The organism is Bacteroidota bacterium (assembly GCA_036522515.1).
GTDB lineage: Bacteria > Bacteroidota > Ignavibacteria > UBA10030 > SZUA-254 > VBOC01.
Window position 1 is genome coordinate 1 of sequence record DATDFQ010000036.1, and the last position, 2,001, is coordinate 2,001.

At 56.4% G+C, this 2,001-nt stretch carries 1 protein-coding gene; it reads left to right on the top strand.

The features are described 5' to 3' along the window. Nucleotides 1-435: 435 nt before the first annotated feature. Nucleotides 436-2,001: serine/threonine-protein kinase (locus VI215_05465; protein ID HEY6191759.1), on the top strand; the 1,566-nt coding region annotated here is incomplete at its 3' end.

Sequence of the window (2,001 nt, forward strand, 5' to 3'; positions counted from 1 at the left end):
CAATGGTAGAGCATCCGGCTGTTAACCGGAGGGTTGCAGGTTCGAGTCCTGCCTGTGGAGCCATCCCCACGCTTCATTCCCAACGACAAAGTTCCGCAGGATCGTTCCCGGTTCCCCGGCCGGAGAAAAGAATTCATTCTGCAGCGATGCAGGACCGCATGTTGAGTCAGGGAGGGTGGGGTTTCAGCCATCAAAGTGCACATTCTTGTTTGGACGGTACCGATGGTGTTCGGTACGAGTGTGACTGGCGTGTGAGAGGTCGCCTGATCGTGGTTCATTACAGGATACGCCATCGATAGCAGAAGAACCGTGATGGGGATCACGGATCTACAAGATCGAATCCTGCGTTGACACTCACTCTATTTCTCTCTAACTTGGATCGTCAAGCTCGGGGGAGATCCTTACCAACAAGCATTTGTGCCTGCGGATTTTGTGGTGATCGGCCGGAAATTCTCACATTACACGATTCTCGAAAAGCTCGGGGAGGGCGGCATGGGGGTAGTGTACAAGGCCGTCGACACGACCCTCGAGCGGCCTGTCGCGCTGAAATTCCTCTCTTCCCACCTTCAAACGGGCGCAGATTCATTCGAACGCTTCTTCCGCGAAGCACGAAGCGCTTCGGCGTTAAACCATCCCAACATTCTCACGATCCATGGGTTCGAAGAGCATCCCGATGGAAGCTTCATTGTCATGGAGTGGGTCGATGGAAAGACATTCAAATCACTTGCGGGGAAGGCATCGATTCCTGAAATCAATGGATACGCCGCCCAGGTGGCAGCCGGCCTTTCCAAGGCGCACGCCAACGGGATTGTCCATCGGGACATCAAGGCCGATAATATTATGGTGTCCTCCGATGGGGTGGTAAAAATCATGGATTTCGGCCTTGCAAAACTGGCGGGGGCGACATCCCTCACGAAAACGGGCTCGACGGTCGGAACGATCGCCTATCTTTCTCCGGAACAGCTTCGCGGCGAGGAGGCGACCGGGCAAGCGGACATCTGGTCCTTTGGGATTGTACTCTACGAGTTGCTCACCGGACGCCTTCCGTTCCATGCCGCGCACGAAGCCGCGTTGATGTATGAAATCGTCAATGTCGACCCGAAACCCGTCCGGGAGCTTCGGACGGATTGTCCGCCCGGTCTGAACGAGGTAGTGACCAAAATGCTCGCGAAGGACCGCGTGAATCGATACGCGCATGTCGACGACATCCTTCGAGAGCTCAAGGCCGGCATCGGTTCACCCGCCCCATCCCCGGTTCAGCCCGGGCCGGTGCGGTCCCCGTCGCGTCCGCGGTTTCAGCCGGTCCTTGTGGCGGCTGCGGTAGTTGTTGTCGCGTTCGCAGGATATCTTGTCTTGCGAGGACCGGCCGGAGGGGGAAACCGGGTCTCCGAAGCGGCGGATGGGGCGGGTGCTCGGTCGATCGCTGTGCTGCCGTTTCTCAACTTGAGCCCCGAGAAAGAGAATGAATACTTCAGCGACGGAATCACCGAGGAAACCATCACGACGCTTTCGCAGCTTCCGTCCTTAAAGGTCACCCCTCTGACCACGGTGCTCTCCTATAAAGGTACGCAAAAACCAATCGAAGAGATTGCGAACTCGCTTCACGTCCACTATGTCCTGGAAGGAAGCGTCCGGAAATCGGGGTCCGAAATCCGGATCTCCACGAAACTCATCGATATCCCGGGAGAGAAAACACTCTGGGTCAAGGCATTCAACGACCGGTTCGAAAAGGTGTTCGATATTCAACGTCAGGTGGCAAATGACGTCGCCTCTGCTCTGAGCATTCATCTTTCGGGCATGACGCAAGTCGGAAGAAAATATACTCCGAAGGCGGAGGCCTACGCGAATTACCTGAAAGGCATGTTTCTCCGGAGAAAATTCAACAGGGAAGGCCTCGAGCAGGCGACCGGGTTGCTCCGGCAGTCGATCGAGGAAGATCCCGGTTTCGCCGACGGGTATATCCAGCTGGCGAGCGTCTATGCGAGTTTTGTCGACCTCGGG